This is a genomic window from Rhodococcus sp. T7 (genome assembly GCF_009872365.1).
GTDB lineage: Bacteria > Actinomycetota > Actinomycetes > Mycobacteriales > Mycobacteriaceae > Rhodococcus_F.
The window spans coordinates 1-25633 of sequence record NZ_WXYH01000016.1 but is presented as its reverse complement, the minus strand read 5'-3'; the positions used below and the strand labels follow the sequence as shown (position 1 = coordinate 25633).

Genomic DNA, 25633 nt, shown 5'->3' with positions numbered 1-25633 from the left:
CCCCTCCCGAGTACCCGACCGGACCGCCGATTTCGGGCAGCGAAAGCAGGGCGTCCAGGGTGGCTCGCCATTCCGGGGAGCTCGATGGTGGCTGCGGCGAAGCCCTCCGCTGCGGCGTGCCGGGCTCGGGCCGCCAGTCGGGGATACATCATGTTCAGTCCACCGGGGTGGCCGGCCAGGATCAGTGGTGCCGGTGCGGATCCGGATGCGGATCGGGGCGTCCACAGGATGCCGGGGATCTCACCGAGGGTGAATTCGCGTTCGAGGACGTCGTCGTCGAGGCGCTGTTCGGGAGTGAAGTGCTGAAGTGCATGGTGTGCCTTTCGGGAGTGCTCGTGATCGGCGCTCCCGGACGACCTGTGGTCACCGGGTTCCGCCAACAGGTTTACGTGGAGGCCGTCGGACCGGATGCGCGGGGTCGCTGATCCGGTATGGACCACGCTTCCGCGAGCGGCGACTCCTCGGGTGGGATGTGCGGGAGTTGTTCATCGAAAGCATCTTTCGTGCATTCCTGCTAATCTTGCTGTGATACGTGCCTCAACTGATTGGCATCATCCATCATATTCGCCTCGAGGGAGAAGTTGTGGCGCACGGTCGTTACAAGGTTCGGGAGATTGCCCAGCAGGCGGGCCTCAGCGAGGCGACGGTCGACCGCGTGCTTCACAACCGCCCGGGGGTGCGTGAGGGAACCCGCGCAGAAGTCGCGCAAGCGATCGCCGACCTGGACAAACAGCGTTCCCAGCTGCGGTTGGCCGGGGCAAAGTATCTCTTCGACGTCGTCATGCAGGCGCCGCCGCGATTTTCTGAAGCGTTCCGCGATGCGGTGGAGGCAGAACTGCCGTCCCTCGCCCCTGCCGTGGTCCGGACCCGGTTCCACTTCCGGGAGACCGGCTCGGTGCCTGCCATGGTCGAGACACTGGACAAGCTCGTCAAACGCCCCTCGCAAGGTGTCATTGTCAAGGCGCCCGACACCACCGAGGTCTCCGACGCCATCGACCGGCTCACCGAGGCGGGGATCCCCGTCGTCACCTACGCCACCGACGTCCCGAACAGCAGTCGGGTCGGCTACGTCGGCATCGAGAACCGGGCGGCAGGGGAGACCGCAGCCTATCTGCTCGAACAATGGCTGTCCGACAGTGCGTCCAGTGTTCTCGTCACGTTGAGTAGCAACGCGTTTCGCGGCGAAGAGGAGCGCGAGATGGGATTTCGCGGTGCCTTGCGCCGCTCGGGCGGTGTCGGGGGGAGCGGCTCTCAGCGCACACTGATCGACATCTCTGAGAGCGAGGGTCTCGACACGACGGTTGAGCGTCTCGTCCTCGACGCACTCGAACGCAACCCGGACATCGAGGCGGTCTATTCGATCGGTGGCGGCAACATGGCAACCGTGCGCGCCTTCGAGAAACTCGGCCGCCGCTACCGCGTTTTCATCGCCCACGACCTCGATCGGGACAACAAGCAGTTGCTGCGCGACAAGAAGATCTCGGCCGTCCTCGATCACGACCTGCGGTCGGACGCGAACCTGGCCTGCCGCATGCTGATTCAGGGACGTGGCGGTATGTCGGGCGTTACCACGGTGAAGTCACCGATTCGGATCACCACCCCCTACAACATGCCCTGACCGTGGTCGCCGACCGGACTCAGGCTGCGCGGCGTGTCAGGACGAGCGGATCACCGTCGGTGATCGCGATCGTGTGTTCGCTGTGGGCGGTCCGCGAGCCGTCGGCCGATCGGATGGTCCACCCGTCGGGGTCGTAGACGATCTTGTCGGTGCCGCGGGCGAACCAGGGCTCGAGTGCGAGCGTCAGGCCGGGGCGCAGCACCAGGCCCCGGCCGGCCCGCCCCTGGTTGGACACGTGCGGGTCCTCGTGCATCGTTCGACCGAGTCCGTGTCCGCCGAATTCGGTGTTGACCGGGTAGCCGTAGTCGGCGGCGACCGCGCCGATCGCTGCGGAAATGTCGCCGAGGCGCCCGCCGGGACGTGCGGCGTCGATACCGGCGACGAGGGCGCGTTCAGTCGCCTCGATCAGCCGCTGGTCTTCCGCTCGGGGTGTGCCGACGATCAGGCTGCGCGCCGAATCGGCCACCCACCCGTCGACCGAGACCGCGATGTCCATGCTTAGAAGGTCTCCGTCGCGCAGGTCGTAATTGTGCGGCAGGCCGTGGAGCACCGCATCGTTGACGGACAGGCAGATGACGTTGCGAAACGGGCCGCGGCCGAACGACGGCGCATAATCCCAGTAGCAGGACACCGCCCCACGCTCCTCGATCAAGAGCCGGGCGCGGCGTTCGAGGTCGAGCAGATTCACTCCCACCAGAGCACGCTGTTGCAGGTCGTCGAGCAGTTCCGCGATGAACGCGCCGGTGGTGCGCATCGCCTCGATCTCCCGTGACGTCTTCAGTTCCAACACGCGCTCACCCTCCACATTTTCGCCAACAATCCGGTATAGAAATACCAGGCTAGTCGAATGTTCGGTATTTTCATACCGAGTGTGGTGTATCCTTGTCGAATGGTGCGATCCCCTTTGACTCCGCAGCAGCGTGCCGCCGGCAAGCGACTCGGCGCTTACCTCCGGCAGGCGCGAGGTGACCGCAAGCCCGCCGAAGTGGCACATGCCGCGTCGATCTCACCCGAGACCCTGCGCAAGATCGAGACGGGACGCCTGGCAACTCCGGCCTTCACGACGGTCGCCGCACTCGCGGCTGTGCTGGCGGTCCCGCTGGAGGATCTCGCCCAGATCTGCCTTCCCGACCTGAACCTTCAGGAGACCGGGTAGCAAGCGAGACGCCGCCGGCCACTTCGGCGGCGGCGAAGATTACTTCCTCCGCAGGTCGGCCATCGGATCGGCGGCCTCTGCCGTCGAATCCTCGCGATTCTCCGACCCGGCCGCCATCGCAGCCTCGAACCAGAGATGCGTAAAAGCCTTGTGGATCAGTGCATGGCACAGGTTGAACTCGAACCCAGACTGCCGATCTCCCGTTGTCTCAACCGATCTGGGTAATCGCTCCAACCGAGGTGGAACCGAGCAGGCAAACACGATCGGACGTTGCCGTCACTCGTCCTTCGGCGAGACGAAACCGAGATGGCGGCGCAGTGGTGCGGCTGCGGTCACGGCGCCGCCGAGGATGGTGATTGCTGCGATCGCGCCGAATCCGGCGGTGAGTGTGGCGACCGCGGCGACGCCTCCGACGAGGAGAGGTCCCCCTGCGTCACCGAGTTCGCGTCCGAGTTCGGCGGCGCCCATGGTCTGTCCCATCCTTTCGGCGGGAGTCGAACCAGCCAGTGACGCAAACGCCAACGGCGTGAGCAGTCCCGTCCCGGAGCCGATCGCCACTGCCGCGAGCAGTACTCCGGGCAGGCCGGGGAGCATCGCGCACCCGAGTCCGGTGGCGGTGAGAAGTAGACCCAGCGCGGTTCCGGGGTCGGCCGAGATTCGACCTGCGTCCAGTGCCCGTCCGGCACGTGGTTGCACGAGGGCGGCGCAGGCCGCGAGGACGGAGACCGCGGCACCGGTCGCCACCGAGCCGAGTCCGGCGGCGGCACCGGTGACCGGCAGGAATCCCACGCCCACGGACAGCGCCGAGGTTGCGAACGCGAGTGCGAGGGTGGGCCGGAGAAACGTCCGATCCGTCAGCCGGCGCGCCAGGTCCAGGACGGTCTGCCGGTTGCGCGGCAGGGGAGGCAGGACGGGCACCACACGCGCCGCCCATGCCGCGATGGTGACCGCGAGGACGGCCATCACCGTGAACAGCAGCGTGAGGCCGCCGAGCCACACCAGCACGCCGCCCAGCAGCGGACCGAGCGTGTAGCCGAGGCTCTTGTAGAAACCGTATGTTCCGAACGCGGTGCCGTGACCGGCTTTCGGGGTTATCCGTGCGACCAGTGCGCTCGCTGCCGGGGAGAACGCGGACGCGGCAGCGCCTTGCCCGAGCCGGGCCATCCACAGCCAGTTCGAGTCGCCGACTACGACGAACAGGGCGGAGGCTGCGGCGAATCCGATGAGTCCACCGAGAAGGACCGGTCGGGCACCGATCCGGTCGGCGAGTGTCCCGAACACGGGTTTGAGCACTACCTCTGCGCCGTCGTACAGCGCCAGCAGCAGACCGAGATACAGCAGGGAACCACCGGGGTCCTCGAGGTCGAATGCGAGGTTCGCCGCCACGGCATGCGCCCCGAAGGCGGTGGTGAAACCGGCTGCGTACAGCGGCCACATCCGCCACCGCACGGCTGGTGACGCGGCTCCGGTCATGGGTGTTCGCTGTCGGTGGCGTGCAGCGAGGCGATGACGCGTTCGGCGTAGTCCTCGAACAGCTGCGTGCAGTGCTGCAATCTCGCAGTCGCTTCGTCGGAATTGCAGGCGCCGAATACATCTCGTGCCTTCAGGTCGCGGTGCCAGCGACGCAGTCTTTCGAGGCTCTGTTCTTCCTCCTCCAGCTCGGCGAGGGTGAACTTGCGGATTCGTATCTCCTTGTCCAGTTCGGCCTCGTACTTTCCGCAGTCGGCGAGGAATTCGGTCCAGTCCTCTTCGCGGGCGGCGGTGAACATTGCCTCGAATCGTGCGCTGTCGCCGTCGCTGGCACCGGTGGCGTGCAGGAAGATGATCTCGCCCGCGGCGCGTTGGACCAGCTCGGTGGTGCGATCGAGGCCCGTCGTAAAGGCGGGAGCGCGCGGCACGGCCCACGTGCCCTGCCCCAGCGACAGCGCTCCGACCTTCCGCAGTTCCCGCCAGACCGCGACTCGATGTCGGGACGGTCCGGCGGGCAGGGTTACCAGTGCGATCAGCCAGCGTGCTTCGGTTCCCTTGTCCGTCACCAGGCGAATGTAACAGCCGCTACACCTGTCGACGTTCTACGCGCTACTTCTCTCGGTCGTCGATCGTGCAGCGGAGGGCGATCCCGCGACGAAGTCAGCCGGCGAGAGTGTTGCTGTTCGGTCGTGTCCGCTGTGGATGAAGATGGTTCAGCCGGTCAGGTTGGTCACGGTCGTGCACAGGGTGGCGAGGGGGTCGTCGCCCGCGATACCTTCACCACCGTTCACGGGCGATTGAGCGCGGACGGTTCAGGGTAGTCGGCTCGGTAGGCCGCACGGTCAAATCCATCCGTGGGAGTCGACGATGATGTCCAGACTGCAGGTCGCGATCGCGGTGATCGTGGGATATTGGCTGGGCCGGGCCCGCCACACGACGCTTGCCGCGGCGGGTGCCGGACGCCTTGCAGGCAGCCCGCAGGAGATGGTCGACCACGCTGCGAAGCTGCTGGAGGCATCGCCCGAGTTCGCGGCCCTCGACGAATCGGTGCGCGGTCAACTCCTCGATGCTGTGAGGGGGGCGGCCGTGACCGCCGGCACTGCTCGGAGTGACGTTGACGTCGACATCGATCGCCTGCTCCCCGGCGGCACTGACGAGCCACTCCGGGCCGCCGAAGACTTGGTCGAGGGCACCGCGGACATGGTCGACGATGTCCCCGCCGACGACACCGTCGAACACATCATCGACGGCGCCGAGACCGCTGCCGATGTGGGGAAGGAACTGCTCGGCGCCGGGGGGAAGCTGAAGCGCCGGAGGTTTGCGAAGAGTAGGAAATCGCAGGCCGCAGACCCGTCCGCCGACGCTGATGACGAGGACGACGAGGACGCCGGCGACGAAGCACCGGCCGACGAAGCACCGGCCGACGATGCTCCCACTGCAGATGACGGCAGCACTGACGCACCTGCGCCGTCCACCGCCGAGGTCCGGGCGTGGGCTCGCGAACACGACTTTCCCGTCTCCGACCGCGGACGACTGCGCGACGAGGTGTGGGGGGCCTATACCGCCGCCCACCCCGAGCGCTGAGTTCGGTGGGGCTTACGCAGCCTTCGCAGGTGACCTGCAAACTCTAAGTTGAAGTTACGCTCAACGTCAGAATTTGCTCGTCCCCGTCCCGCTTCCACGGCCGCACCACGAGCCCCACCTGGCAGGCCTCCTGCTCGACGGCGACCACACAGACTCCCCAGTTGACCTCCGCATTCGGGTACGACCGGATACGCTGATCGATCGCCGACTCGATGTCCGGCTGGTACATCGAATAATGGGCGTCGAATCCGCTGGACTGCCCGGACCAGTCCACCTCCAGCAACAATTCGCCGTCGCACCCGCGCCACTCGTACACCTGCTTCGGGGACGCGTCACGCAGTGCGAACTCGATATCGCCCGGGTCCGAGAGGATCTTCTCGCACCGAGCAGTCGGGACGCGGAGTCGGTGACCGACATCGCCTACCGGTGGGGATTCGTTCACCTCTCCCGCTTCGCGGCAGCGTACCGGCGGCGTTACGGCGAAACCCCTTCTGACACAAGGTTTCGTGCGATAAATCATTGATGCACGGATCAAAAGTCTGTCGACATCTCATGATGCCCCGGCGAATTGCGCCGCAATACAAGGCCGTACGTTCGGCTCTGAGGTCGGGTTGCCGGGGTTTCGTATACGATCTTGCGGCGCAAACCAAGCGCAGCCCCCGCCAACGATGGATATCAGCTGGCAGGGGCGCTACACGGACAGCCCGCCCGTAGTAATGAGCGGCGTATCAACGATTTTCGTGAGGCGCAGCGCGGAAGTCCATAGAGTGTGACCTATGCCATTGCATAATTTTCCGGCGACCTGAATTACCGACCGGTAGGTGTGATTTCGAAGTCCATGGCGCTTCGACCAAGCCGAAACCCAAACATGTGACATGAAACACACGTAATTCTGCGGAGAAGGTCGGCGCTCAGGTGTGAGTTGTGATTCGCTACCCCGCTCGAAGCCCGATGGAGGTATGGGTGTACGTATATCGGCCGTTGTGCCGGTGGCGAAGTCGGGCGAGTGTATGTGGTGCAGCGTCATCGACGTGGCAGTCAGGAACCCCTGCACGTAAAAGAAAGAGTTGTCATGGCATGGATCAGCAAGAAATCGGGGGCCGATCTATTGGATGCGTTACGTGTCAGCGTCATTGGCACCGTCGTGTGCGCGGGACTGGTCATGGGTGTGATTGTCGTGGCGATGTGGAACTTCCCGGTACCGGGCGTGTAGTCCGGCTATGAATCTTGTCCTTCGCGAGTGCCCGCGGTCGGGGGTGCAACACCAGGCCGCCGTCTGGCGATATAGCTGACGGGGGATTGATTGTGCCCGTGGGTGCGGGTGGGCGGTGACAGACGCGCGGCACCTGTGACGGGCGTCGTCCGGTGTGGAAGGAATTGGGAATGTTCGGGACGGGTTTGGGTGCGATGGTGGGCCTGCTGGTGGTTGCGCTGCTGGTTGTCCCCGTATCGTTCGGTGTGGCGGCACGCGCGGACGCGAAGGCCCGCCGTCTTTCGGAGTCACCTGCGTCCGATGTGAACGAGGGGCGATCGGTCGCCGTCGCCGAAATGACCGGTCGGTGCGATCGGTGGCGACAACTTGCAACCCAGGCGTGGCTGATCTGCGGCGGCGCCTCGCTGGTTGCGGTAGCGATCGTCGGTGTGCTGATCTGCGTCGGATGAGATCGCGAGCATCGGTCCGTCCGTCGATGCGGTCATCCTCCGGATGAATCGAAGCGGCCCGGTCGGAGTGGATTTCCGCTCTGACCGGGCCTCGCCGTGACGTATTGCAGGACACCGCTTCGGTCCCCGCCGCACTCGTCCGGTCGGTGGATCTCGGCGCAACACATGGCGCCAATCGCCGTCGGCCGGTGAGGATTTGGCTGGCGAAGAGTGCATCGGGAAGGTGCACTGGGTGTGTACCGTCGCGAGGAAATGGTAGATCCACCGGCCGGCCGCATCGCGGACATGTGATCTATACCACACATGTATTTCCTGGCCGTTCGATGGTCGCGCCCGGAAGGGCCAGGACTCGAGACCTTGCACATACAACCAATTGGTTGTATGTTTTGGGTGTGTCAGAGACAGATGAGGACCGGGCCGACGCCCTGTTCCACGCGCTTTCCGACCGAACGCGGCGCGACATCATGCGTCGCGTGCTGGCCGGAGAACATTCCGTCTCGGCACTGGCAGCGAAGTACGACATGAGTTTCGCTGCCGTCCAGAAGCACGTCGCCGTCCTCCAGCAGTCCGGCTTACTCGTCAAGCGACGCAGCGGCCGTGAACAACTCGCCACGGGCGATGTGGAAGCAGTGCGCGCGGTGTCGTCCATGCTCGCCGAGTTGGAACAGGTCTGGCGTGGCCGTATCGCCCGCATCGACGAACTGATCGCAACGGAACCGCAACGGAAGGAATGAACGATGCCTGTCACCAATGTCGGCCAGGACACCGACGCGTTGACCCTGACCATCACTGCCGAGTTCGCCGCACCCCGAGCGCGGATCTGGCAGATCTACGCCGATCCCCGCCAGCTCGAGAAGGTCTGGGGCCCGCCGACGTACCCGGCGACGGTCGTCGACCACGAGTTCGCCCCCGGGGGCCGGGTCACCTACTACATGACCGGCCCCGAGGGCGACAAGCACGCGGGCTACTGGAACATCATCTCCGTCGACGAGCCGACCGGCTTCACCTTCACCGACGGATTTGCCGATGCGGACTTCACCCCGGTGGAATCGATGCCGGTATCCACCAACGAGTTCTCCTTCGAGGACAAGGACGGCAGCACCGTCGCCACCTACGTCAGTACCTACGCGACCGCCGAAGGTCTCCAGCAGGTGCTCGACATGGGCGTGGTCGAGGGATCCTCGCAGGCGATCGGCCAGATCGACGACCTGATCAAGGGTTGAGCGTGCCGGTTCACCATCGCCGCCTCGCCGTCCCGGTGCGAGGCGGCGACTCCAATTCAGTGCGCGAAGCGGTCACACAGTGATGAGATCGACATGGGACAGCACCGACGGGAGGGCGTCCGATGGTCGAGATCGGTGTGAGCGCGAGCGAGGTACGTCTGGCTTTGTCCAGGTTCGAAGAATTCGCGGGACTGCATGGGGACGTCGCCGTCCCCATGCCACTGATTCGGGGCGCCGAGGTGATCGCCGACCCGTTCGCGAACATCCGGGGTGTGCGGGCACCGGGTCTGGGGATTCCGCGGCGTCGGTGCATCGGGACCTGGCGCGGCAGGGGGGTGCGCACGTTCGTCGTGGCCCGGGCGGGTGTCCCGGCGGTTCGCGTGCGCACCCTCGGACGGGGCTCGGGAGCGGAGTTCGACGAACTGATCGTGACCGTGCCCGATGCCGTTGACGTCACGGCGCGGATCCGCGACGTGCTCGAATTCGAACCAGTGGGAGTATCCGAACGCGACGTGAGGTTCCGGTCCGGCGACGGCACCGTACTGACCGGCACTGTGACGGTTCCGGCGGGTGCTGAGAGCGGTCCGGCGGCGGTGATTCTGACCGGGTCCGGCCGGCTCGATCGCGACGGCGACCACGCAAAGCTCCCGATCGGCGTGAGCCGTGCCCTCGCGGAGGCGTTGGCCCAGGCCGGTGTCGCGTCGCTGCGATACGACAAACGCGGGGTCGCGCGCTCGGGCGGCGATTACCTGTCGGCGGGCCTGTCGGACAACATCGCCGACGCCGCTGCCGCCGTCGACTGGTTACGCACGACCGGGGGATTCGGACGAGATGCGATCGCGGTCATCGGACACAGCGAGGGCGCCTGCCTGGCAGTGGCGCTGGGAGCAGATCGAGGGGTCGACCCGGCCGCACTGGTGCTACTCGCGTGTCCGGCGGTGACGGGACGGCAGGTGCTGCATTGGCAGTCGGATAAGGCCATCGCCGGCCTGCCCACTCCGGTGCGCGCGGTCCTGCGGGCACTGCGCATCGACGTGAAGGAACGGCAACGCGCGGCGCTCGAGAAGCTGTCCCGGACCACCACGGATACTGCGCGGATGGGTGGTCGCAGGGTGAATGCGCGATGGTTCCGCGAGTTTCTCGACTTCGACCCGGCACCGCTGTTGCGGGAGAACACCGCGCCGGTTCTCGCGATCACGGGAGCCAAGGACGTGCAGGTGGATCCCGACGACCTCGCGGTGATCGCAGAACTCGTGCCCGGCGAGGTCGACACCGTACGGGTGCCGGACCTGACGCATCTGATCCGGCGCGATGCGGATCCGCCGTCGCTGGGCGCCTATCGGCGACTCGTGCGCGACGCCGTGGATCCGGAGGTGCTGTCGCAGGTGGCCGACTGGACGGCCGGCCACCTGCGCCGTGCCTGAAGCAGCAGGGATCCGCTGTGCCCTATCGGGCCGACATGTTGTCGATGATCTGTGCAACGTGCTGGGCGCTCATCGGGCTCGCGTCGAGTGTGTCCGCGCCGGGCCGCAGTCCCGCGATCATGATCGCCATGGTCCGCCGCCACCCGGTGTCGGTGACGCCGCGGGTTGTCGCGACGACGCCACGCACGGACCAGAAGATGAGGTCCAGGTCGGCGTCGACGGCGTCCTCGCGGATGCGGCCGTGCTGCTTGGCCCGCGCCAGGAGTTCGAACAGGATCCGCCGGTACTCGTCCCGCAGGATCCTGGTCTCGTCGTCGTTCCACATACGAGACAAACATCCGCGGTTGGACGCCAGGATGGCACCGGTGCCGTACAGAACCTGCTCGAGGCCTTCACCCTCCGGCGCGGACAGGGCTTCGTCGGCCACGGCCAGGAAGTCGTCGTATACCTGTCTGACGAGTTCACTGACCAATGCATCCTTCGTGGGGAACCGGCGGTAGAGGGTGCCGATCCCGACGCCGGCGACCCGGGCGATCTCGTCGACCCCCACATCCAGGCCGCGCTCGCTGAACACGGTCGCTGCCGCGTCGAGTAGCCGCTGCCGATTCTCCGCGGCGTCGCGGCGCAGCGCCCTTTCGCTTCCCCGAACCCTCACGTCGGACTTCATTCGGATTCGTCGCCCACCAGAGTGCCTCCGGCGACCATCGCGAGTTCAGGGTGCCGCAGTGCGGCCGGCTCCTCGAGACGCGTGGTCTCGTCCCGCTTCATCGCCGGGATGAACATGGCCGCAACTGCGCCGAGACCCACTGCCGCGCCCAGCATGACGAATCCATGGGTGTAACCGGATTCCGGCGGAACTCCCGCGGAGGACGCCCCCGCGGTGACGATGCTGGCCATGAGTGCAGCGCCCACAGAGCCGCCGATCGTGCGGATGTTCGCGTTCATCCCGCTGGCGACACCGGTCTGTTCGGGCGGCACCGCCGCGACGACGACATTCGACATCGCCGAGAAGGCCAGCCCGAAACCGATCCCGATCAATGACGTGGCGAGGTAGATGTCGATCTCGGTGTCATGCGCGAACGCCACCACGAAGTAACCGATCGCACCCACGATCGACCCTGCGATGAGCAGGAATTTCGAACCCAGTCGAGCGGCCAGGCGACCGGAGGCGAGTCCGAGTACGAACATTCCCACGCTCAGGGGCAGCAGCATCAGGCCCGACTCGGTGACCGAAGCTCCGAAGCCGTATCCGGCGGACGTGGGTGTCTGCAGGAACTGCGGCAGGAAGCCGAATGCGGCATACATGCCGACGCCCATCAGCAGCGCGAGCAGGTTGGCCGCCCAGACGCTGCGGACCCGCATCATCCGCATGTCGATCAGCGGGTTGGCAGATCGCGCTTCGGCGACCACCCACGTCACGACGAGGACCGCGGCAGCCACCAGCAGCCCGATGACGATCGGTGAGCCCCAACCCCATGTGGGCGCCTGACTCACGCCGAGCAGTAGCGTGACCAGCCACCCGGAGAGCAGCAGTGCGGTGAGCCAGTTGATCTTGCCGGCGGTGTGCACGGGGGAATCGGGGATCAGGATGTGCGCGGCCACCCCCGCGAGGACGACCATGATCAGCGGAATCCAGAACAGCCAGTGGTAATTCAGCACGGTCACGATGGGACCGGCGAGGACGATGCCGAGACCTGCGCCGACAGCGGTGAGTGCGGCGATGGTGCCGACTGCTCCCGCCACCTTCTCCTCGGGGAACTCGTCGCGGATGATGCCGAACGCCAAGGGCAGCACACCGCCACCGATGCCCTGGATCACCCGAGCCGCGATCATCACCGGCAGCGACGTGGCGAGGGCGGCGAGCAGGGACCCCACCGCCAGCGCGGTGAGTGCAATGACGAACACGCGCTTTTTCCCGTGCATGTCGCCGAGGCGTCCCATGACCGGGGTGAAGATCGATGCCGACAGCAGGTAGGCGGTCAACACCCACGTGACGTCGGCCTGATTCGTGCCCAGTGCCGACTCGAGGGTCGGCAGCACCGGCATCACCAGCGACTGCAGAAGGGCGAAGGCGCCGACACCGATAGTGAGAACGGAAAATGTCAATTGATAGTGCGTCCGCGGCGAAGCGGTTTTCATGAATACTCCCTACGAAGCGGAGCGTTCACTCCGCATAGTGGGAATCTATCATTCGACGCGGTGCGGGTGCGTGATCCCGGTCAGTTCGGGCCCTTGCGTCCGACGAGGTGGAAGATGCGGCTGAGTTGGCGGTAGGGGTCCCGTCGGCCGGCTTCGAGTTCGACGGCGGTGGCCGCGGCGACCTGCTCGGAATCGCCCGGATCCAGCCGGGCGCCGCTGAGGTCGAGCCAGTCCACGAACAGCCAGACCCCGTACCAGCGCACCGGCTCGATCCCTCGGTCTCGTATGAGGTCGCTGAGTTCCTCGACGGTGTGGGCGTGGGTCGGAACTCCGAGCACCCCGATCTCGCTGCGGGCGTCGAACGAGGCCAGGGCGTCGTCCCACCGTCGTTCCAGAGCCGGGCGCACCGCCATCGCGCGGGCGTTGCCCGCCATGATCGAGACGACTCCGCCGTCATCGGCGCACCGGCACAGTTGGTCGATCAACGGTTCCGGGTCGTCGAGGTATCCGAGAACACCATGACACAGCACAGCGGCGAAGCGTCGGCCGTGGACCGCCTCGTCGGCGTTCTCGCCGTCGGCCTGTAGTACCGTCACCCGGCGCCGGGAGTCATCGGGCAATTGCCGGAGTCGCTTCCGGGCTTTGTCCAGCATCGCCGCGGACGGGTCGAGCAGGGTCACGTCGTAGCCGGCTCGGGCGAGCGGAAACGATTGATGGCCGGCGCCGCCTCCGACGTCGAGCACCGCCGCCGGCGGCGCCGGGAGATGCTCGCGCAGTTGCTGGTGCAACACAGTGGTGCGCACGAGCCCCTTCACCGAGGCGTAGGCCTCGTCGGCAAAATGGTCGGCCAAACTTTCCCAGCTGTCGTCGCCCACCACTCCACGATATTGGGTTCAGATCCAGGGCATGTCGGGATCGAGCGGGTGGGAGATCACGCCGTCGTCGGGCTCGAGGGGGTAGTTCGCCGGGTGGAACTGGGCGCTCGAGAATCCGAAGAGGTCGGTGCCGCCGGGCTGGGTCAGCGAGGTGCCGGGTTCGACGAGGGTGACCTGCGGGGGCCGGTCCTCGTCCGGGGCGTCGCAGGAGACCATGGGCCAGGCGTCGGCACATCCGATGCGGTCTCGTACCTGGACGGTGTACGGGGACACTGCGTGTGGAGCGGCCCCGTCGGCGGGTGAGGCACCAGCGGTGGCACCCTGCGCCTCAACACCCCCAGTCCTACGGCGACGCCTGCGGCGGCTGCGACGGCGGTCCGGGGGATACGGCTACAGAGCGGCCCGCACACGCCGTTCGAGTGTGAGCACACTGAAGCCCGCGACGACGAGGATCATCGCCATCGCGGAGAAGACCTCGCGGGGCGCAACGCCGGCGCTCAGCGCGGCACCGACGATCAGTGGGGCGGCGATTCCACCGAGTCGGCCGATTCCGAGTGCCCACCCCACTCCGGTCGCGCGCATGTCGGTCGGATAGAGGACTGTCGCCAAGGCGATCACGCTCATCTGACCGCCGGTGACGCATGTCCCCGTGAGGAACGCCGCGACCAGAAGGACCACGGTGCTGCCGCCGCCGAGCACCCATCCAAGTAGGGCCACGAAACCGGCACCGACGAGATAGACCGTTCCGAGTGTGCGAAATGGGTTGGTGCGGTCCATGGCAGGGCCGATGAACATGGCCGCGGCGATGCCACCCACAGTGGTGAGAACAGTGCAAGCGATGACGACGCGTGACGATTCACCCAGGGAGCCGACGATTGTCGGAAGCCAGCTCTGGATGGCATAGAACGCCGCCAGGTTCGCACCGAAGGCAAGCCAGAGTAGAAGGGTGCTCAGCAACCACCGACCCCGTACGAGGTCGAGAACCGCTGAGGTTTTCCCCTTTTCCGCGGGGTGGCTGTCTTCTGATGCGTCCGTCCGGACGATGGCGTTGCAGGGCAGGGCGGGATCGAGGCGGCGAAGAGTGGCATTTGCGCGATCGCCGGCGCCGCGTAGGAGCAGGTATCGGGGGGATTCCGGAAGGTAACGCAGCAAGAACATCAACAGCACCAAAGGTACGGTGCCTCCGACGATGAACATCGCGCGCCAACCCCACAGCGGAATGAGGAATCCGGAGACGACCCCGGCCGCAACGAATCCGAAGGCGTACCAGCAGTAGATGAACATCACGAAGGACGAGCGTCGACGTGCCGGTGCGAACTCACTGACAATTCCGACGAGACTGGGAATGGCGGCGCCGAGCCCAGCCCCCGTGAGGAATCGCAGTGCGATCAATTGCAGCGGCGATTCTGCGAATGCACACAGCAGGGTCAAGATGCCGAACATCGCGGTGCAGAAGACAACTGCGCGTCGCTGTCCGGATCGATGAGCGAGCGGGGCAAGACACAGGTAGCCGACCAGCAGGCCGACGATGGCAGCGGAGAAGATCGGACCGAGGGAGGCAACGGGTAGTCCCCACTCGCGGGCGATGGACGGGGCCGCGAAACTGATTGCCTGAGTGTCGAAGCCATCGAGAAACATGACCGCGCCGGCGAGAGCGATGAGAAGGTAGTGGAAGCGGCTCACGGGCTGCCGGTCGATGAGTTCACCGACGCGTATGTCGGTGACGGATGCGTGCGAACTGGAGAGTTCAGAGGCCATTGAGACTTCGCTTTCGCTCAGGTGTGAGGTGAGTTGAATGGTGGTTCTGCGACTTTCGTCACGTGCCGCGAGCCCTTCTGGGAGCGGACGGTGGATCGGGGCCGGTGCTGAAACCATAGAATCGTGTTCCGTTACAGTCAATAGCTGTAACTAAACGAGCCGTATTACATTACGAATATTGACTGTAACGAAAGGTCAATCTAGGCTTCGACCGCCGGAGGTCGGTGCGAAACCATTGTGGGGCACTCGATGCCGCCGGGGCCGATCTACCCATCATCCCGAAGGAAAAACCAACGATGAACTCATTCGATCTCGCCATGCTGCTGCGCGTCACGCTCGGCGTGACGATGGCTGCTCACGGCTACCACAAGATCTTTCTCGGTGGCCAAATTTCAGGTAACGCCAAGTGGTTCGAAAGCTTGGGCATGCGTCCGGGCTTCCTGCATGCTCGGGTGGCGGCCGGGACGGAGATCGTCGCCGGAATCGGTCTCGCGGCCGGACTCTTCACAACCGTCGCCGCGGCAGTGTTTGTGGCGCTGATGCTTGTTGCAGCGTGGACCGTGCACCGCACCAAGGGCTTCTACGTGATGACCTCGGGTTGGGAGTACACACTGGTCATCGCGGTATCCGCGGTGTGCGTTGCGGTGCTCGGTGCGGGGCGGCTCAGTATCGAGCAGTTGGTGTTCGGCGGCAATCCGGTCGCCGGGTGGGCTGGCCTCGTCATTGCTGCCGGGGTGGGAATTCTCGGCGGAGTAGGACAACTGGTGCTGTTCTATCGGCCCTCGAAGGTCGCGGTGGGCGCGTAGGAATCCGAAAACGGCGGTGGCCCCCACACCTCGTGTGGGGGCCACCGGCCTATGGGGAGTCGCCGTGGAAGGTGGCGAATGAGGCGACGGGTTCTCGGGGAGTTCGGTGCCGGCTGAGCCGGTGCTCAGGGTCCGCATATCCCAGCGCAAGTCCGCAGACGATCACCTGATCGTCGGGGATGTCGAGGTGCCTGCGCAGAACCGGGTAGAAGTCGATGAACGATGCCTGGGGGCATGTGGCGAGTCCAGCGCCACGCGCGGCGAGCATCAATGCCTGCAGGAAGAGGCCCGCGTCCACGAGCGCACCGTCGAGCGGGTGCCGACTGACCGACAGAATGATGCCGACGGGAGCGCCGAAGAAGTCGTAGTTGCGGCGATGGTGGGCCAGCCTGGCCGCTGAGTCGGTTGCCGCGATGCCCAAGGTGTTGCCGTACAGGCCCTCACCGAATTGGCGCCGACGCGTACGAAACGGCTCCGCCCATTCGTCCGGTTTGGGCTGGTAGTTGTACTCCCGCGTACTGACATGCTCCTCGCATTCGTGGGCAGCGAGAAGTGCTGATGTCAGGCGCGTCTTCGCTGAGCCGGTTACGACATGGACCTGCCACGGCTGGCAGTTCGAATTGCTGGCCGACCGTGCGGCCAACTCGAGTAGGTGTTCGACATCGTCGCGGGGGACCGGTGTCGGCAGGAAGGCCCGAACACTTCGCCTGCTCAGTAACGCCTGCTCGACGGTCATGTCGTCATTCGCACGGCGTACGGCGCGGGACGCCGGCGGGGCGGTGGTGGTCACGTCATTCACAGTGTATGCACCCCCTTTCCTTGATCAGACGGTGGCGGCGGGTGTGATGTCGTAGGAGATCCGTCCAGCGGGCAGATAGAACAGAGCGATCAGGGCGCCGCCTCGCACCTCCGGGTAATGGTGGCTTCCCGGTCCGGGTGCGGTCCAGCCTGCGCCGCACCATCCGCGCGGACCGGCCAACTCGGCGCCGGGGTCGAGGGGTACTACCAAGTTGAGTTCACCGTACGGATGCTGGTGATACTGGCCGCGGTACCGGGAAATGCTGTTCATGTAGACCGCGGTGACACTGAAGTAGTGGAGTTCCTCAGTCGGCGAGGCGATTCGGCTGCGGCGATATTTCGGTCCGTCGAGTTCCACATTCGCGGCCCACCCGTCGTTGACGCCTTCGGTAATCATTCGAGCCAGGTCGTCGTACAACTCGGTCCCGGGGCCGTAGTTGGTGTTGAGCCACCCCTCCAACTCGCCGCCGGCGGTCCGGTTCTTGACCTCGTCGAGAAACGGGATACTGCGATCGATCAGGGCCTGGCTGGGATTCATGACGCGCTCCTGGATGAGACTTCTGCCACGTCTGTGGCTACAGCCAGACTATGACTCGGTTACGTTACAGTCAATATGTGTAACGAAACTGGTGGACTGTGACGCGTCCGATTCGGCAACTCGACAGCCTCGCAGCGCCGCCGGCACGCAATCGGAGGTTCCAGCCTCGGTCCCCGAAGCGGGAGCTGGCTCGGTTACGATTGTCGACCGTAACGGAACGAGCGAAGGGTGGGTCATGGCGGAGAAGGCGGTCGGCACGGGTTCGCAGGAGGGTGCCGACGCAGAGGCCGCCCCCCGAGGGGGCCGGCCTCGTGATCCATCCCTCGACGACGCCATCATCCAGGCGACGCGCCGACGATTGGTGGTCGACGGTTACTCGCGAATGACATTGGGCGACATCGCATCCGATGCAGGTGTCACCCGTCCCACGCTCTACCGGCGGTGGCCGGGAAAATTCGAACTCGTCGTCGACGCCCTCGACTTCGGCTTCCGCGCGCAACGTGCGACCTACCCGAATCTGGAACTCGCGAAATTGCGACCGTTCGAGGCCTTCACCGAGGCCATCAGGCGCGTCGACCCGTGCTACTTCAATCCGGACGCGATGATTCTCATGGGCAACTTCATGGGCGAGGCCTTCCGAACACCCGAACTACTCGAGATCGTGCGTGAACACGCAGTGGAACCACGCGTCGATCTGGTCGAGCGCGTGCTCAATGATCTCCGAAGTCGCGGCGAAGTGCGCGAGGACATCGACACCCACACCCTGGCCACCATCTGCTTCGGCAGCTATTACGCCGCCTTTCTCCGCGGCGACAGCGATCGCGAGGATCTGGCCGAGAAGGTCGCGGCGACGCTGTGGCCGGGAATCGCGGCCGTGTAACCGTAGCCACGACAGTCCCGCGCCCAGTTACTCGGCGTCGGTGCGCTGGGCAGTGCCGAAGCGGCGTTGGAAGGCGGTCGGTGACATCGACAGCTCTCGGACGAAGACGCGTCGGAGACTTTCGTAGCTGGGGAATCCGGCGAGTGATGCTGCCTGTGTTGCGTTGTGTCCCTGGTCGAGGAGGGCCTTTGCCATGTCGAAGCGGATCAGTTCGACGTAGCGGGCCGGGGTGGTGGACAGTTCGGTTCGGAACAGGCGTGTGAGGTGTCGGGCGCTGACGTTGAGGTGTGTGGCGAGTTCGGTGAGGGAGTGGTTCCCGGCGGGGTCCGCTGTCACCAGGTCCACGATGCGTCGCAGGGCGGGTGTTCGTGGTGGTGGGCCCTGGAGTGGGGCAGAGAATTGTGATTGTCCGCCGGCGCGCTGCAGGTAGACCACCAGGTGCCGGGCGACGTCGCGGGTCAGGTCGGGGCCGTGGTCTTCCTCGACGAGTGCCAGTGCCAGGTCGATGCCCGCGCTGACACCGGCGGAGGTGTAGGTGGCGCCGTCGCAGACGTAGATCGAATCGGGTTCGACGTGGGTCGTGGGGTGCCGGGCGGCGAGTTGGTGTGCGACTTTCCAGTGTGTAGTGGCGCGTTTGCCATCCAGGAGTCCGGCCGCGGCGAGGATGAACGCCCCGGTGCAGATCGACCCGACCCGGGTCGCGCGCGCGGCGAGAGTGTTCGTGGCGTCGACGAGGTCGCGGGCGACGGCGGTTCGGGGGTAGATGTCGCCGCCGGCGACAAGGAAGGTGTCGGGGGCGGGCTCCGATTCGGCGTTGCCGTCGACTGAGAGGTGGATGCCGATCGACGAGGCCACGTCGGCGCCGGTGGGGGAGAGCAGCGCGATCCGGTAGTCGGCGCCGCAGCGATTGGCTTCTGCGAACACCTCTGCAGGACCGGCGACGTCGAGCAGTTTCACGCCGTCGTAGACGAGGATCGCGACCCGATGCGGATGGGGGCTGCTGTCCACTCTTATCGCCTGTCCTGATTCGGGTGCTTCATGGCCAAAAGGGGGCGGCGCTGGGCCGGGATGCTCGGCATCGTAAGGGGGACGGGCACACCGTCCGTTCTACAACATCGACATCTGGAAGGGCAGGGCCCATGTCCGAAATCATCGCAGGAGTGGAAATTCCCGAGACACCGGCGGCGGAGGAGGCGACGCGCCTGATTCGAGAGACGACGAACCCGCTGATCTTCCACCACTCTCGGCGGGTGTTCCTCTTCAGCACGCTCAGGGGCCGGGAGCTCGGCCTGCGGCCGGACCCCGAGCTGCTGTACCTGTCTGCCCTGTTCCATGACGCGGGCCTGCTCCGCCCGTTCTCGGAGGTCGAGCAGCGGTTCGAGCTCGATGGCGCCGACCACGCTCGCCAATTCCTGCTCGATCGGGGTTTCTCCGGTACCGCTGCCGAGGTGGTCTGGACGGCGATCGCGTTGCACACCACGCCGGGGATTCCGGGCCGGATGGGGGACGAGGTCGCTGCGACCAACTTCGGTGTCCTCACCGATGTGGTGGGGTTGGGTTTGGACGGGCTGGATCCGGGGCAGGTGGAGGAGATCCTCGCCGTTCATCCGCGAGGCGATTTCAAGAACGAGTTTCTGCAGGCATTCGTCGACGGGCTCGGCTACCGGCCGGACACGACGTACGGCACCGTCAATGCCGACGTGCTCGAACATTTCGTTCCGGGTTTCCGCCGCGTGAGCATGGTGGAGCGGATCATGGAATCGGCCTGGTCTGCGTGACCGGCACGCACCGCCTACTCGAAGGGAACATCATGACCGGCGTGAATCTCAGTAAGCAGCACCCGTCCGTGTACAAGAGTTTGATGAAGCTGGACGCGGACGTGAAGGCTGCCCTGGAAACGGCGGGAGTGGATCCGCTCCTGGTGGAGTTGGTGAAGATTCGCGTCTCGCAACTCAACGGCTGTGCCTTCTGCCTTCGCATGCACACCCGCGACGCCGTCGCGAAGGGGGAGACGACCGATCGGCTCGCTGTTGTCGCGGCGTGGTGGGAGGCGCAGTACTTCAGCGATCAGGAGCGCGCTGCGCTCGCTCTCGCCGAACAGGTCACCGCTCTTGCCGTTCCGGAACGGCGCACCTGGGACGACGGCTCGCTCACCGACGAGCAGGTGTCCGCGATCAGTTGGCTCGCGACTGTGATGAACGCCTGGAACCGGGTCGCGGTCACCAGCCACTATCCGGTTGCCCCGTAGAGTGCAACATTGCCAGCGGGATCTCAGGCGCTGCTCAGCTTCGGCTCCTACCGTGAGCAGAGAACCCATTGATCCTCAGGAGCGCTGCCATGTCGTCCTCCGCCACCGATCCGATTCCTTCGGACCCGACCCCGCCCAGTACTGCCGCCCGCACTGCGGGTGAGTCGCTCAGGCCGCAGCCACGGCCGGCGGCCAATGCCGGTTGGGCCGTGGCCTCCGTGTTGTCTTCTGGCCGCTGGCCTTTTCCGCCTTCACGCATGCATTCAACGTGTATCCGCTATGGGCGAGCGGCGACGTCGACGGCGCACAGGACGCGTCGGACCGAGTGCGCCGACTCGGGCAACTCTCGTTGTGGATCTTCGGGGGTCTGCTGCTCCTGTTCGTGATCCTCTACATCCTGGTCGCCGTCGTGGTCATCACTCATGGCGGTGGCCGTCACGGCATGATGCACTACCGATACGGTTAACCGACGTACGCGCGACGCGCCCCCGCCACTGCTTTCGAGGGCAGTGAGCGGGGGCCGACATGCCGCTGGATCGGTTGCATCGAACTTGCAGCACATACTGAATGCTACTCGTACAAATCGACCGAACAGCGACGAATTCTGTTCTTTCCGAACAAGTCTCGGTAATGTACTGTGCGGACCGTGGGCAACGACAGGCCGACGCGACTGTGTCGCGTCGGCCTGCGCATCGTCGTTCGTGCCGGTGTGAACTAGTTGAGCTTCTGCGGCACACCGTAAGTCATGACCGTGTCACCGTCCGCGGTGACTGCCATGGCGTACGGACGGATCGTGACCGCACCGAGAGCGCCGGAAATGGAACCGTGGACGCCCTGCATCCTCACCGAGGCCGCCGGTCCGTCGAACTCCTGGCCCTCCAGGATCGGGACGGTGGTGATTCCGCCCGGCTCCAGGTCGATGTCGAGTTCCTGCGACGGAATGATGTCGCCCGCGAGTGTGGCGCTGGTGCCCGCGTTCAGTCCCAGAGTGAGGTCCGGGACGAGCCCGAGGTCGATGCCGTTGCTCGAGCCGATCACAAACCCGAGACCGGGTGTGTTCAGGACGATCGTTGCGCCTGCCAACGCAATCGGGTAACCGATCTGGTAGCCGACGGTGAGCTGTGTGCCCTTGAATTCCGCCGCATTCGGCCCAGTGATGTTGACCCCGGCATAGCCGTTGTGGAAGAACTCCACGCTGGTGGGTACGCCGTCGAGCGGCGGTACAACCTGGTACGAGGTGTCGCCCTGCAGGACTTCGATCCGGTTACCGGCGGCGTCGACGACCGAGCTGGAATTGTCCACGCCGGCCGACGCCGTGCCATTGCCCATGACCATGGCGAGCGCTGCGATGCCCGCGACAGCGACAGCCCGAGTCAATCTCTTGTACCCAAAGCGAGATGTGCTGATGTCCGTCATGCCGACCCCATTCAGAGTGCTTCAAAACAGAGATGAAGAAATATGCGAAGCGTAACCACGGGGCCGCACAGAATCTCGGTATTGATCAGAAGTTCACGACGAACTTCCTGCGTCCGAGGGGCGTCGTCTCGGTAGGTTGGCCTCATGCGTTATGGCGTCACGCTGCCACCGTTCGTGGAGTGGTCCGACCCGTTGACGGTTGTCGAGATGGCAGCCGAGGCGGATGCGGCGGGCTGGGATGGCTTCTTCCTGTGGGATCACGTGACGTGGAACCCTGCGTGGGGTGGCACGCCGCCCATCGCTGACGCGTGGACGTGTCTGGCTGCCGCGGCGACGGCAACTTCTCACGTGCTGCTGGGGACGCTGGTGACGCCGCTGGCGCGTCGGCGGCCGCAGATTTTGGCACGTCAGGTCCTGACCGTCGACCATCTCTCGGGTGGACGCGCGCTCCTGGGCGTGGGCTTGGGCGCCGACTACGACTTCGAGGTCTTCGGGGAGCCGTTGACGGCTCGCGGTGAGGTCCTCGACGAATCGTTGGCCGTTCTGGCGGCGATGTTCGCCGGTGGTCCGGTCGACTTCGACGGCCGATACCACCACGTGCATTGCCCACCGATGCTGCCGACGCCGGTGAACGGCACGATCCCGATCTGGGTCGGCGGTCACTGGCCGAACCGGGCGCCGTTCGAGCGGGCGGTTCGCTTCGAAGGCGTGGTTCCCCGCAAGGCCGACGACGAAACGGGGATGATCACCACCGATGACCTCCGTGCGATCCGGATCGCGGTCGGGCGGGAGGACGATTTCGCGTACGTGGCGAGCGGCTCGACGTCTGGGCCCGATGATGTTGCCGCGGTGTCGGAGTGGGTCGGGGCCGGTGCGACATGGTGGCTGGAGAGTCTGTACCCGTTCGGTGGGCGCGCCGGGCAGATGCGGGACCGCCTGCGGGCCGGACCACCTCGCGTCCCGGATCGGCAGAGACCGTAGGGGGTCTGCGACGCATGCTCGTGTCCTGATGTCGGCGACGGTCACCCGTGTGCTTTGAGATCACCGCGGACTGTGGGGAGAGTCGTGTTCGGTGTCGACTTCTTCCTTGGCACTCGCACGCCCACGGTCAGACCCTGCACATCATCCAGGGAACCGCCTGGGTGCAGTCTCGCGGCGGCCAGAAGGTGCAGGCCAAACCCTCTACTGCCCACCGAACGAAGAACACTGGCACGGAGCCAGCTCCGACTCGTTCATGGAACACCTGGCCATGCTCGACAACGCTGACGACCCGGCCACCACCACGACCTGGCTCGACCACGTCACCGACGACGAATACCTGGCGGGATAGCCGTCCTCACGCACCCGTCCGGGCATTTACATCAAACTCATTTGATGTATTTGGTGGTAACCTGGTGTTGTGGTGTTGGTGCATCAGCCCGTCCCGTCGTTCGTGCAGTTGGCTGCTCATCCGTTGCGGTGGCAGCTGTTGGCGGCGCTGTCCGGCGGCGACTACCGGGTCCGGGAGATGGTGACTCTGGTGGGTCAACCGCAGAACCTCATCTCCTACCACCTGCGCCTGTTGCGCGACGGCGGGCTGGTGCGGGCTACCCGCAGCAGCTTCGACGGCCGTGACAGCTACTACCACCTGGATCTGGACTGCTGCGCCGAGATGCTGACCGGCGCCGCCGCCGCGCTGCACCCGGCGCTCGGGCTGAATCCCGCATCCTCGCGGTTCGATTCGCAGGCACCCGCGTCGGTGCTGTTCGTGTGCACCGGCAACAGTGCGCGTTCCGTGATGGCGGAGGCACTGCTGCGGCAGCGCACGAACGGCGGGGTCGAAGCGCACAGTGCCGGTACCCGTCCCAAATCAGTAATGCACCCGAATGTGGTGCGGGTGCTGCGAGAAGAGTTCGGGATCGACATCTCCGGCCAGGATCCCCGCCACCTCGATACCCTCGCTGACCACCGGTTCGACACGGTAGTCACCCTGTGCGACAAGGCCCGTGAAGTCTGTCCGGACTTCGGCGACGACGCGCGCTGGATCCACTGGAGCATCCCGGACCCGTCGGCTCCCGGCGGCACCGACGCGGACACATACCCGGCATTCCAGGCGACCGCCGCCGAGATCGACACCCGCATCCGGTACCTGTTACCAATCCTCACCGCCGAAACGTGAAAAGGAGTTTGCGATGACCTCACCCGACGAATACGCCAGTGTTCGCTACCTTGTCGATGATGTGGCCGCAGCCATCGACTTCTACACCAGCCACCTCGGTTTCACCCTGCACTCCAATCCGGCCCCCGCCTTCGCCGACGTGATCCGCGGGTCGCTGAGGCTCCTGCTGTCGGGCCCGGCCAGTTCGGGTGCTCGCGCAACCCCGGCCGACAATGCCGGTGCGGGCAGAAACCGCATTCACCTCATCGTCGGCGACCTCGACGCCGAAGTCACCCGCCTGCGCGATGCCGGCGTCGCATTCCACAGCGATGTGGTCGCCGGTCCGGGCGGGCGTCAGATCCTGATCGCCGACCCTGCCGGCAATCTGATCGAACTGTTCCAGCCCGCCACCTGAGGAGCCGGTGGGATCGGCTGGCCGGCTCGTCCGGGTGATCGACACGAGACGCGCTACCGTGAACACCGTCCACCGTCATTTCGACAGCGGGGAGTGGTCAGTGAAAATGTGGATCAGGTGTTTACAGGCCTCCCCGAACGCATCCGGGGTTTTGTTGTGCTTTCCACATGGTGGTGGGACAGCAGGTGCCTATCGAAAACTGGCCCAGGCACTTTTCCCGCGAATCGAGTTGCTCGCGGTGCAGTATCCGGGTCGGCAGGATCGCCTCGGCGACGAGATGATGTCCGACATCGGCGCTATCGCGGAGCAGGTTGTGCGCGAGTCGACTCCGCCTGCGGGTAGGCGTCTTGCAGTGTTCGGTCACAGTATGGGTGCCACAGTTGCGTTCGAGGCGGCGCGACGGTTCGAGCAGCGAGGTCACGCGCTCGTGGCACTGTTCGTCTCTGGTCGAACGGCACCGAGTGTCGTCCAGCCGACGATGTTGCACTTGGCCGGCGATCAGGCCTTGCTCGGCGACATGCGCCGGCTCGGCGGTGCGGACTCGAATGTGGTGCAGATGCTGATCGAGAACCCCGACCTGGCGGAGATGGTGTTACCGAGCGTGCGTAACGACTACAAGGCCGTGGAGACCTACAGGTACAAGTCCGGGCCGGACGTGTCATGTCCGATTGTCGCCCTTCGCGGCGACGCCGACCCGTCGGTGACCGAGACCGACATCCGGCTCTGGAGCGAATTCACGACCGGGTCCTTCGACACCCGCGAATTCTCGGGCAGTCATTTCTATATCGATGACCACGTGGACGAGATCGCTTCTCTGGTGGGCTCCCGATTCGACTGAGCCGGACGAAACAGGTAGCAGACCGATCAGGAATAAAGAAGCGCCGGTCCTAGGACTGCCCTTAGCGTGGACATCGAGCGGTCGCCGACTCGGCCGCCGGACCCTGAGGAGACAAGTATGAGTGCCACGATCCGCAGCCTGGTGATTCCGGTATCCGACCTGGACGCCGCGAAGGCCGTCTACACCGCGCTGCTCGGCGAACCGCACACCGCCCAGCCCTACTACGTGGGATACAACGTCGACGGCTTCGAGGTCGCCCTGAATCCGGGTGAGGAGGGCGGGGGACCGGTGGCCTTCGCCGACGTCGAGGATCTCGATGCGGCCCGCGAGACCCTGCTCGCGGCAGGTGCGACCGAGCGCAGCGCCCCGCGCCAGGTCGCCCCGGAGGCGCGGGTGTGCGTGCTCGCCGACGCCGACGGCAACCCGATCGGTCTGCGCGGCAAGTAGCAGTCGGCGTGGCCGGGACCTACGCCACGTTCGGCGGGTCCCGGCCCTTGTCCGCTTCTATCACGTTGAACCGGCTTCGACGCGGGCAGTGAATTCAGACAATTACCCTGTGGCGCCGAGCAGTTCGTCGGAGATGATCCGCATCTGGATCTCGCTGGTGCCCTCGAAGATCTTCGTCAACCGGGCATCCCGCCAGTGCCG

General features: G+C 65.4%; 33 protein-coding genes and 1 pseudogene. 19 read left to right on the top strand and 15 right to left on the bottom strand.

Annotation, left to right across the window (positions count from 1 at the left end; translation table 11 throughout):
• Window positions 1-302, bottom strand: a pseudogene (locus tag MLGJGCBP_RS51370) (alpha/beta hydrolase); the annotation flags it as partial.
• A 281-nt stretch (window positions 303-583) separates the two neighbouring features.
• Here MLGJGCBP_RS51370 and MLGJGCBP_RS02485 point away from each other — a divergent pair.
• Entirely contained in the window at window positions 584-1618 is a 1035-nt protein-coding gene (locus tag MLGJGCBP_RS02485) for a LacI family DNA-binding transcriptional regulator (protein ID WP_160093927.1), read from the top strand.
• Window positions 1619-1637: 19 nt separating this feature from the next.
• Here the strand turns inward: MLGJGCBP_RS02485 and map are convergent, their stop codons facing one another.
• Window positions 1638-2408 carry a type I methionyl aminopeptidase gene (map, locus tag MLGJGCBP_RS02480; protein ID WP_160093926.1) on the bottom strand — a complete coding sequence of 257 codons (771 nt, stop codon included), beginning with the start codon at window positions 2406-2408 and terminating at the stop codon, window positions 1638-1640.
• A 99-nt stretch (window positions 2409-2507) separates the two neighbouring features.
• On the opposite strand from map, the gene MLGJGCBP_RS02475 reads away from it, so the two are divergent.
• A complete protein-coding gene (locus MLGJGCBP_RS02475) occupies window positions 2508-2774 on the top strand; it encodes a helix-turn-helix domain-containing protein (protein WP_087562427.1) in 267 nt (88 codons plus the stop codon).
• A gap of 276 nt (window positions 2775-3050) precedes the next feature.
• On the opposite strand, the gene MLGJGCBP_RS02470 is transcribed toward MLGJGCBP_RS02475, so the two are convergent.
• Both MLGJGCBP_RS02470 and MLGJGCBP_RS02465 read right to left on the bottom strand, forming a co-directional pair.
• Window positions 3051-4247: an MFS transporter gene (locus tag MLGJGCBP_RS02470; RefSeq protein WP_236580889.1), complete on the bottom strand. Its 1197-nt coding sequence runs from the start codon at window positions 4245-4247 to the stop codon at window positions 3051-3053.
• A complete protein-coding gene (locus MLGJGCBP_RS02465) occupies window positions 4244-4810 on the bottom strand; it encodes a Chromate resistance protein ChrB (RefSeq protein ID WP_160093925.1) in 567 nt (188 codons plus the stop codon). The genes MLGJGCBP_RS02470 and MLGJGCBP_RS02465 overlap by 4 nt, the downstream gene beginning before the upstream one ends.
• Before the next feature lie 301 nt (window positions 4811-5111).
• Here MLGJGCBP_RS02465 and MLGJGCBP_RS02460 point away from each other — a divergent pair, with 301 nt between their 5' ends.
• The gene (locus tag MLGJGCBP_RS02460) at window positions 5112-5828 is read left to right on the top strand and encodes an Lsr2 family DNA-binding protein (RefSeq protein WP_160093924.1); all 717 of its coding nucleotides are present in this window, start codon (window positions 5112-5114) and stop codon (window positions 5826-5828) included.
• Window positions 5829-5871: 43 nt separating this feature from the next.
• Here the strand turns inward: MLGJGCBP_RS02460 and MLGJGCBP_RS51365 are convergent, their stop codons facing one another.
• Window positions 5872-6270 (bottom strand): hypothetical protein, encoded by a 399-nt coding sequence (locus MLGJGCBP_RS51365; protein ID WP_236580890.1) that lies wholly within the window; start codon window positions 6268-6270, stop codon window positions 5872-5874.
• On the opposite strand from MLGJGCBP_RS51365, the gene MLGJGCBP_RS51360 reads away from it, so the two are divergent.
• The 6 genes from MLGJGCBP_RS51360 (at window position 6235) to MLGJGCBP_RS02435 (ending at window position 10137) form a co-directional block, all read left to right on the top strand.
• A complete protein-coding gene (locus MLGJGCBP_RS51360) occupies window positions 6235-6351 on the top strand; it encodes a helix-turn-helix domain-containing protein (protein WP_328799384.1) in 117 nt (38 codons plus the stop codon). The two genes, MLGJGCBP_RS51365 and MLGJGCBP_RS51360, sit on opposite strands and share 36 nt — an antisense overlap.
• A 549-nt stretch (window positions 6352-6900) precedes the next feature.
• On the top strand, window positions 6901-7041 hold the full coding sequence (locus MLGJGCBP_RS50300; protein ID WP_179220272.1) for a hypothetical protein: 141 nt from the start codon (window positions 6901-6903) through the stop codon (window positions 7039-7041).
• Window positions 7042-7211: 170 nt separating this feature from the next.
• Complete coding sequence (locus MLGJGCBP_RS02450) at window positions 7212-7490, top strand: hypothetical protein (RefSeq protein WP_160093922.1); 279 nt, start codon at window positions 7212-7214, stop codon at window positions 7488-7490.
• 392 nt (window positions 7491-7882) lie between these two features.
• Window positions 7883-8224, top strand: coding sequence for an ArsR/SmtB family transcription factor (locus tag MLGJGCBP_RS02445; protein WP_160093921.1), 342 nt, complete (start codon window positions 7883-7885; stop codon window positions 8222-8224).
• Between the two features lie 3 nt (window positions 8225-8227).
• Entirely contained in the window at window positions 8228-8713 is a 486-nt protein-coding gene (locus MLGJGCBP_RS02440; RefSeq protein ID WP_160093920.1) for an SRPBCC family protein, read from the top strand.
• Between the two features lie 215 nt (window positions 8714-8928).
• Window positions 8929-10137, top strand: coding sequence for an alpha/beta hydrolase family protein (locus MLGJGCBP_RS02435; RefSeq protein WP_236580888.1), 1209 nt, complete (start codon window positions 8929-8931; stop codon window positions 10135-10137).
• A gap of 22 nt (window positions 10138-10159) precedes the next feature.
• Here MLGJGCBP_RS02435 and MLGJGCBP_RS02430 read toward each other — a convergent pair whose 3' ends face one another.
• The 5 genes from MLGJGCBP_RS02430 to MLGJGCBP_RS02410 all read right to left on the bottom strand — a co-directional run bounded on the left by MLGJGCBP_RS02430 (window position 10160) and on the right by MLGJGCBP_RS02410 (window position 14909).
• Window positions 10160-10804: a TetR/AcrR family transcriptional regulator gene (locus MLGJGCBP_RS02430; RefSeq protein WP_160093918.1), complete on the bottom strand. Its 645-nt coding sequence runs from the start codon at window positions 10802-10804 to the stop codon at window positions 10160-10162.
• The gene (locus MLGJGCBP_RS02425) at window positions 10801-12276 is read right to left on the bottom strand and encodes an MFS transporter (protein WP_160093917.1); all 1476 of its coding nucleotides are present in this window, start codon (window positions 12274-12276) and stop codon (window positions 10801-10803) included. Before MLGJGCBP_RS02425 ends, MLGJGCBP_RS02430 begins: the two co-directional genes overlap by 4 nt.
• Window positions 12277-12356: 80 nt before the next feature.
• Window positions 12357-13151, bottom strand: a complete 795-nt coding sequence (locus MLGJGCBP_RS02420) for a methyltransferase (protein ID WP_160093916.1) — start codon at window positions 13149-13151, stop codon at window positions 12357-12359.
• Window positions 13152-13169: 18 nt separating this feature from the next.
• Window positions 13170-13367, bottom strand: coding sequence for a hypothetical protein (locus MLGJGCBP_RS51355; RefSeq protein ID WP_236580887.1), 198 nt, complete (start codon window positions 13365-13367; stop codon window positions 13170-13172).
• 174 nt (window positions 13368-13541) lie between these two features.
• The gene (locus MLGJGCBP_RS02410; protein ID WP_160093915.1) at window positions 13542-14909 is read right to left on the bottom strand and encodes an MFS transporter; all 1368 of its coding nucleotides are present in this window, start codon (window positions 14907-14909) and stop codon (window positions 13542-13544) included.
• 296 nt (window positions 14910-15205) lie between these two features.
• On the opposite strand from MLGJGCBP_RS02410, the gene MLGJGCBP_RS02405 reads away from it, so the two are divergent.
• A complete protein-coding gene (locus tag MLGJGCBP_RS02405) occupies window positions 15206-15715 on the top strand; it encodes a DoxX family protein (protein WP_160093914.1) in 510 nt (169 codons plus the stop codon).
• A 49-nt stretch (window positions 15716-15764) separates the two neighbouring features.
• On the opposite strand, the gene MLGJGCBP_RS02400 is transcribed toward MLGJGCBP_RS02405, so the two are convergent.
• Together MLGJGCBP_RS02400 and MLGJGCBP_RS02395 are read right to left on the bottom strand one after the other, a co-directional pair.
• Complete coding sequence (locus tag MLGJGCBP_RS02400) at window positions 15765-16505, bottom strand: nitroreductase (RefSeq protein WP_236580886.1); 741 nt, start codon at window positions 16503-16505, stop codon at window positions 15765-15767.
• Window positions 16506-16538: 33 nt separating this feature from the next.
• Window positions 16539-17051 carry a DUF4863 family protein gene (locus MLGJGCBP_RS02395; RefSeq protein WP_087558828.1) on the bottom strand — a complete coding sequence of 171 codons (513 nt, stop codon included), beginning with the start codon at window positions 17049-17051 and terminating at the stop codon, window positions 16539-16541.
• A gap of 235 nt (window positions 17052-17286) precedes the next feature.
• On the opposite strand from MLGJGCBP_RS02395, the gene MLGJGCBP_RS02390 reads away from it, so the two are divergent.
• A complete protein-coding gene (locus MLGJGCBP_RS02390; RefSeq protein ID WP_160093913.1) occupies window positions 17287-17931 on the top strand; it encodes a TetR/AcrR family transcriptional regulator in 645 nt (214 codons plus the stop codon).
• A 27-nt stretch (window positions 17932-17958) separates the two neighbouring features.
• Here the strand turns inward: MLGJGCBP_RS02390 and MLGJGCBP_RS02385 are convergent, their stop codons facing one another.
• A complete protein-coding gene (locus MLGJGCBP_RS02385) occupies window positions 17959-18945 on the bottom strand; it encodes a GlxA family transcriptional regulator (RefSeq protein WP_160093929.1) in 987 nt (328 codons plus the stop codon).
• 125 nt (window positions 18946-19070) lie between these two features.
• Here MLGJGCBP_RS02385 and MLGJGCBP_RS02380 point away from each other — a divergent pair, with 125 nt between their 5' ends.
• The 3 genes from MLGJGCBP_RS02380 to MLGJGCBP_RS53660 all read left to right on the top strand — a co-directional run bounded on the left by MLGJGCBP_RS02380 (window position 19071) and on the right by MLGJGCBP_RS53660 (window position 20645).
• A complete protein-coding gene (locus MLGJGCBP_RS02380; RefSeq protein ID WP_160093912.1) occupies window positions 19071-19709 on the top strand; it encodes an HD domain-containing protein in 639 nt (212 codons plus the stop codon).
• Between the two features lie 32 nt (window positions 19710-19741).
• Entirely contained in the window at window positions 19742-20179 is a 438-nt protein-coding gene (locus MLGJGCBP_RS02375; RefSeq protein WP_087558989.1) for a carboxymuconolactone decarboxylase family protein, read from the top strand.
• 268 nt (window positions 20180-20447) lie between these two features.
• Entirely contained in the window at window positions 20448-20645 is a 198-nt protein-coding gene (locus tag MLGJGCBP_RS53660) for a hypothetical protein (RefSeq protein ID WP_328799382.1), read from the top strand.
• A 248-nt stretch (window positions 20646-20893) separates the two neighbouring features.
• Here MLGJGCBP_RS53660 and MLGJGCBP_RS02365 read toward each other — a convergent pair whose 3' ends face one another.
• Window positions 20894-21595 (bottom strand): MspA family porin, encoded by a 702-nt coding sequence (locus tag MLGJGCBP_RS02365; RefSeq protein ID WP_160093911.1) that lies wholly within the window; start codon window positions 21593-21595, stop codon window positions 20894-20896.
• A 144-nt stretch (window positions 21596-21739) separates the two neighbouring features.
• On the opposite strand from MLGJGCBP_RS02365, the gene MLGJGCBP_RS02360 reads away from it, so the two are divergent.
• From MLGJGCBP_RS02360 to MLGJGCBP_RS02335, 5 genes are all read left to right on the top strand, one after another.
• Window positions 21740-22576, top strand: coding sequence for an LLM class flavin-dependent oxidoreductase (locus tag MLGJGCBP_RS02360; RefSeq protein ID WP_160093910.1), 837 nt, complete (start codon window positions 21740-21742; stop codon window positions 22574-22576).
• Between the two features lie 418 nt (window positions 22577-22994).
• Window positions 22995-23753, top strand: coding sequence for an arsenate reductase/protein-tyrosine-phosphatase family protein (locus MLGJGCBP_RS02350; protein WP_160093909.1), 759 nt, complete (start codon window positions 22995-22997; stop codon window positions 23751-23753).
• Window positions 23754-23766: 13 nt separating this feature from the next.
• Window positions 23767-24147, top strand: a complete 381-nt coding sequence (locus MLGJGCBP_RS02345) for a VOC family protein (protein WP_160093908.1) — start codon at window positions 23767-23769, stop codon at window positions 24145-24147.
• A gap of 58 nt (window positions 24148-24205) precedes the next feature.
• Window positions 24206-24985 (top strand): thioesterase II family protein, encoded by a 780-nt coding sequence (locus tag MLGJGCBP_RS02340; protein ID WP_236580884.1) that lies wholly within the window; start codon window positions 24206-24208, stop codon window positions 24983-24985.
• A gap of 117 nt (window positions 24986-25102) precedes the next feature.
• Window positions 25103-25432 carry a VOC family protein gene (locus MLGJGCBP_RS02335; protein ID WP_160093907.1) on the top strand — a complete coding sequence of 110 codons (330 nt, stop codon included), beginning with the start codon at window positions 25103-25105 and terminating at the stop codon, window positions 25430-25432.
• A gap of 102 nt (window positions 25433-25534) precedes the next feature.
• On the opposite strand, the gene MLGJGCBP_RS02330 is transcribed toward MLGJGCBP_RS02335, so the two are convergent.
• Window positions 25535-25633 (bottom strand): acyl-CoA dehydrogenase family protein (locus tag MLGJGCBP_RS02330; protein WP_160093906.1); only part of this gene is annotated, 99 nt, incomplete at its 5' end.

Coding starts and splice junctions, on each gene's coding strand:
- MLGJGCBP_RS02360 (WP_160093910.1), top strand. CDS start 21,740: ATGCGTTATGGCGTCACGCTGCCACCGTTCGTGGAGTGGTCCGACCCG.
- MLGJGCBP_RS02440 (WP_160093920.1), top strand. CDS start 8,228: ATGCCTGTCACCAATGTCGGCCAGGACACCGACGCGTTGACCCTGACC.
- MLGJGCBP_RS02450 (WP_160093922.1), top strand. CDS start 7,212: ATGTTCGGGACGGGTTTGGGTGCGATGGTGGGCCTGCTGGTGGTTGCG.
- MLGJGCBP_RS02460 (WP_160093924.1), top strand. CDS start 5,112: ATGATGTCCAGACTGCAGGTCGCGATCGCGGTGATCGTGGGATATTGG.
- MLGJGCBP_RS02345 (WP_160093908.1), top strand. CDS start 23,767: ATGACCTCACCCGACGAATACGCCAGTGTTCGCTACCTTGTCGATGAT.
- MLGJGCBP_RS50300 (WP_179220272.1), top strand. CDS start 6,901: ATGGCATGGATCAGCAAGAAATCGGGGGCCGATCTATTGGATGCGTTA.
- MLGJGCBP_RS02405 (WP_160093914.1), top strand. CDS start 15,206: ATGAACTCATTCGATCTCGCCATGCTGCTGCGCGTCACGCTCGGCGTG.
- MLGJGCBP_RS02380 (WP_160093912.1), top strand. CDS start 19,071: ATGTCCGAAATCATCGCAGGAGTGGAAATTCCCGAGACACCGGCGGCG.
- MLGJGCBP_RS02475 (WP_087562427.1), top strand. CDS start 2,508: ATGGTGCGATCCCCTTTGACTCCGCAGCAGCGTGCCGCCGGCAAGCGA.
- MLGJGCBP_RS02425 (WP_160093917.1), bottom strand. CDS start 12,276: ATGAAAACCGCTTCGCCGCGGACGCACTATCAATTGACATTTTCCGTT.
- MLGJGCBP_RS02430 (WP_160093918.1), bottom strand. CDS start 10,804: ATGAAGTCCGACGTGAGGGTTCGGGGAAGCGAAAGGGCGCTGCGCCGC.
- MLGJGCBP_RS02390 (WP_160093913.1), top strand. CDS start 17,287: ATGGCGGAGAAGGCGGTCGGCACGGGTTCGCAGGAGGGTGCCGACGCA.
- MLGJGCBP_RS02435 (WP_236580888.1), top strand. CDS start 8,929: ATGCCACTGATTCGGGGCGCCGAGGTGATCGCCGACCCGTTCGCGAAC.
- MLGJGCBP_RS02375 (WP_087558989.1), top strand. CDS start 19,742: ATGACCGGCGTGAATCTCAGTAAGCAGCACCCGTCCGTGTACAAGAGT.
- MLGJGCBP_RS02470 (WP_236580889.1), bottom strand. CDS start 4,247: ATGACCGGAGCCGCGTCACCAGCCGTGCGGTGGCGGATGTGGCCGCTG.
- MLGJGCBP_RS51355 (WP_236580887.1), bottom strand. CDS start 13,367: ATGGTCTCCTGCGACGCCCCGGACGAGGACCGGCCCCCGCAGGTCACC.
- MLGJGCBP_RS02365 (WP_160093911.1), bottom strand. CDS start 21,595: ATGACGGACATCAGCACATCTCGCTTTGGGTACAAGAGATTGACTCGG.
- MLGJGCBP_RS02410 (WP_160093915.1), bottom strand. CDS start 14,909: ATGGCCTCTGAACTCTCCAGTTCGCACGCATCCGTCACCGACATACGC.
- MLGJGCBP_RS02395 (WP_087558828.1), bottom strand. CDS start 17,051: ATGAATCCCAGCCAGGCCCTGATCGATCGCAGTATCCCGTTTCTCGAC.
- MLGJGCBP_RS02335 (WP_160093907.1), top strand. CDS start 25,103: ATGAGTGCCACGATCCGCAGCCTGGTGATTCCGGTATCCGACCTGGAC.